This window comes from Williamsia sp., from assembly GCF_016462415.1.
Taxonomy (GTDB): Bacteria; Actinomycetota; Actinomycetes; order Mycobacteriales; family Mycobacteriaceae; genus Williamsia_A.
The window spans coordinates 51,568-55,213 of sequence record NZ_JAEMTF010000016.1 but is presented as its reverse complement, the minus strand read 5'-3'; the positions used below and the strand labels follow the sequence as shown (position 1 = coordinate 55,213).

The 3,646-nt window shown below is 66.5% G+C and carries 4 protein-coding genes and 1 pseudogene; 4 read left to right on the top strand and 1 reads right to left on the bottom strand.

The genetic code is table 11. The annotated features are described in order from the left end of the window. Nucleotides 1-764, bottom strand: a 764-nt coding sequence (locus tag JHC79_RS06515; protein WP_296389352.1) for a hypothetical protein, incomplete at its 3' end; no start/stop codon positions are given. Between the two features lie 207 nt (nt 765-971). Here JHC79_RS06515 and JHC79_RS06510 point away from each other — a divergent pair. From JHC79_RS06510 to JHC79_RS06495, 4 genes and pseudogenes are all read left to right on the top strand, one after another. Further along, a complete protein-coding gene (locus tag JHC79_RS06510; protein ID WP_296389351.1) occupies nt 972-1,853 on the top strand; it encodes a LysR family transcriptional regulator in 882 nt (293 codons plus the stop codon). Nucleotides 1,854-1,926: 73 nt separating this feature from the next. Further along, nucleotides 1,927-2,505 (top strand): TerD family protein, encoded by a 579-nt coding sequence (locus JHC79_RS06505; RefSeq protein WP_296389350.1) that lies wholly within the window; start codon nt 1,927-1,929, stop codon nt 2,503-2,505. Between the two features lie 44 nt (nt 2,506-2,549). Then, nucleotides 2,550-3,425, top strand: coding sequence for a haloalkane dehalogenase (locus JHC79_RS06500; protein WP_296389349.1), 876 nt, complete (start codon nt 2,550-2,552; stop codon nt 3,423-3,425). Nucleotides 3,426-3,428: 3 nt separating this feature from the next. Then, nucleotides 3,429-3,646, top strand: a pseudogene (locus tag JHC79_RS06495) (endonuclease/exonuclease/phosphatase family protein); the annotation flags it as partial.

Below are 3,646 nucleotides of genomic sequence, written 5' to 3'. Positions count from 1 at the left end.
ATGGTGGTCTCGGTCGCACCCGTGTAGGTCGACCCCGCCGGCGCCAGTACGAACTCGACGATCATCCGATCTTGAGCCGACACGTCACCGTCGATCCCGATCGAGCATCGATGCGTCCACATCGGTGGGTTCGGGAACTCCATCTGCGTGTTCGCCAGCGGGTGGTCGTAGAGGACGGCATCGAGTGCGACGCAGGGATCGACCCGCGCGGCCACCGAGCGCGCATCGGGCAGGGACGAGGTGAGGGGTTCCGTCCCCATGATCCGGGGGAGGGATGCGACGAGCAGCGCCATGGTGTCCTTACACACGGCACCCATGTTGGCCTCCCGCGCCAGGGTGAGACCGGACAAGGACTCGATGATGGTGAGGTACTGCCCGGTCGGGGTCACCACGCCGTAGCTGCAGACGGTGTCGAACGGTCCGCCGTAGTACGGCACCGTCCCGATCTTTCCGTCGGGTGTGTCGTCGGCGGTCAGGGTTCCATCGGTGCTCACCGCGATCGATCCGACCTTGTTCGCGTTCTTCGTGGGGTCGAGCTGGACATCACAGTCAGCCGGACTCGACAGATCACCGTCGGCCGGACCGACGTAGAGCGGGGCCGAGTAGGAACGGATAACCGACGTGGGATCCAGATAATTGCACTTGTCGACGGAGCGGATCCTGTCCAGTTGCTGGAACCGCGCCAGCGAATCTCCCGAGAGGTAGTCGCGGTAGTCGACTCCGGTCGGACTCGCGGGCTTGCGGATGACGGCAGTTCCGTCCACCGACGAGGTGCACCCCGCGATCGTGAGAAGAACGACAAGAAGCATCACGATCCGTGTCGACGACGCACGCATGATGAGCTCAGCCTCCGATGTCCCGACACAGGGAGTGGTCGCATCCGGTGGCCCGGGGGCCGACGCACTCAGACGAACGGTCGTATCGTCCCATACGAGTGTTCAGTTCAGATCACCTCGACTCGTGAAGGAACGGTGTTGCGCACCGAAGCGGACTGGTTCGTCGATCTCGCCGAGTTGGAGAACGTATCCGCCGCGGCCCGCCGACTCCATCTCTCACAGCCGACGTTGTCGCGGATGCTCGCCCGGCTCGAGCGGGAACTGGACACCGAGCTCTTCGACCGGCACGGACGGCGACTCGTTCTCAATGCGAGGGGCCAGATCTTCCTGACCCACTGCCGACGGGCACGAGCCGAGTTCGAGGCTGCGCGCCATGAGATCGCCGACCTGATCGACCCGGTGGAGGGGACCATTCGCCTGTCGTTCCTGCACTCCTTCGGCATCCGTCTGGTCCCGGAGCTGATCGGGGACTTCCGTCGCGGGGCCCGTGTCGCCTTCACGTTGACCCAGGACGCGGCGGAGACGGTCGTCGACCACGTGCGTGCCGGCGACGCCGACCTCGCCATCGTCTCGCCCCGGCCGACCGACACCGACGTGGTGTGGTCGCCGCTGCTCCGACAGCGCCTGGGTCTCGCGGTACCCCGTGATCATCGGTTGGCCGGCCGTTCCGAGGTCTCACTCGTCGAGGTGTCCGAGGAGCCGTTCGTCACGATGGGGCAGGGCTTCGGGATGCGCCGCATCCTCGAAGAACTCTGCGCTGAGGCCGATTTTCGCCCCGACATCACCTTCGAGTCCAGCGAGCTGGGGACGGTCGCCGGACTCGTCGGCGCCGGGCTGGGCGTCGCGGTGCTGCCCATCGAGGACGCGCCGCAGGTTCCGACGTCGGTGTCGGTGATCCCGCTGGCCGGCTCGCAGACGTGGCGCGAGATCGGCGTCATCTGGCAACGCGACCGACCCCTGTCCCCGGCCGCGGCACGGTTCCGGGACTTCGTGGTGGCACGGTCGCAGCTCGACTGACTGCTGCCGCGAGGACTTCGTGGGTACCGTTGAGTGCAACGCGATCAGTTGTGGTGATTCGAGGAGGTACGCGATGTCGGTGTCCCTGGCCAAGGGTGGGAATGTCTCGTTGAGCAAGGAGGCGCCCGACCTCCGTGCGGTGAGTGTCGGCCTGGGATGGGATGTCCGTTCCACCAGCGGTGCCGATTTCGACCTCGACGCGAGCGTGCTCGCCGTCGGCACGAACCGGAAAGTGCTGTCCGACAACTACTTCATCTTCTACAACAACCTGACCTCGCCGGACGGCGCCATCGTGCACACCGGCGACAACCTCACCGGCGAGGGCGATGGCGACGACGAGTCCGTCAACGTCGACCTGAAGGCCGTCGACCCCGGCGTCGATTCGATGATCTTCGCTGTGACCATCCACGACGCCGAGAACCTCGGCCAGAACTTCGGTCAGGTCATCAACGCCTTCATACGCGTGGTCAACAGTGACGACGGCCGCGAGCTCGCGCGCTACGACCTGAGCGAGGACGCCTCGACCGAGACCGCAATGGTGTTCGGTGAGCTGTACCGCCGAAACGGTGAGTGGAAGTTCCGAGCGGTCGGCCAGGGGTACGCCAGCGGGTTGGCCGGCATCGCGCGCGACTTCGGCGTCAACGTCGGCTGACGAACCCGGGCCCGGCGCGCACGGCGACGGCGCATGATGACCCGATGGACGTCTACCGCACCCCTGACGAGCGCTTCGCGAATCTGCCGGGCTGGGATCACGAGCCCCGCTACCTCGAGTCCGAGGGCCTGCGTATCCATCATGTGGACGTGGGGTCCGGCGATCCGATCGTTTTGTTCCACGGCGAACCGACGTGGAGCTATCTGTACCGGAAGATGATCGGTCCGCTCGCCGACGCCGGCAATCGTGTGATCGCCTACGACCACGCCGGTTTCGGGCGGTCGGACAAACCCACCGACCGCGACTGGTACACCTACGACCGGCACTCGGCCATCGCCGATGACGTGCTCGACCAACTCCAGGTCACGAAAGCGACCGTGGTCGTACAGGACTGGGGCGGTCCGATCGGTCTGCGGTGGGCCGTCGAACACGCCGACCGCGTCGACCGGATCGTCATCATGAACACGGGGTTGTTCACCGGGCGGGTGAGCCGCGGATTCCTCGCCTGGCGTGACTTTGCCGAGAAGAACCCCGATCTGCCGGTCGGGACGATCGTCGGAGGCGGCACTGCCACCGATGTCCCCGCTGACGTGATCGCCGCCTACGACGCGCCATTCCCCACCGCCGAGTCGAAAGCCGGGGCCGCACAGTTCCCGTTGATCGTCCCGGTCGACGAGACGGCCGTGGGCGCCGACGTGATGGCCCGTGTCGCCGAGGAACTCTCGCGATGGGACAAGCCGGCGTTGCTCGCCTTCTCCGACAGCGACCCGGTCTTCCCGCACCCGCGCTCGGGCCAGGCGTTCATCGACCTCATGCCGACGGTCGACGATCAGGTGACCATCGCCGGGGCCGCGCACTTCCTGCAGGAGGACCGCGGTGAGCACATCGCCGACGAGATCATCGCCTGGATGGGGTCGTGAAAGATGGTCACCCCGGATGAGATGACCGTCGGTACCTGGAACACAGAGTGGGCTCCGGCAAGTGGCATCCGGGCGACGATGGTTCGCGAGCGGCTGGCCGCCGCGACCGCGGACGTTCTCGTCGTCACCGAGGGGCGACGCGACCTGCTCCCCGGCGGTGGACACGTTGCCGATGGCGGCGACGACTGGGGTTACGGTCAGCAGCGGGACCGCCGCAAGGT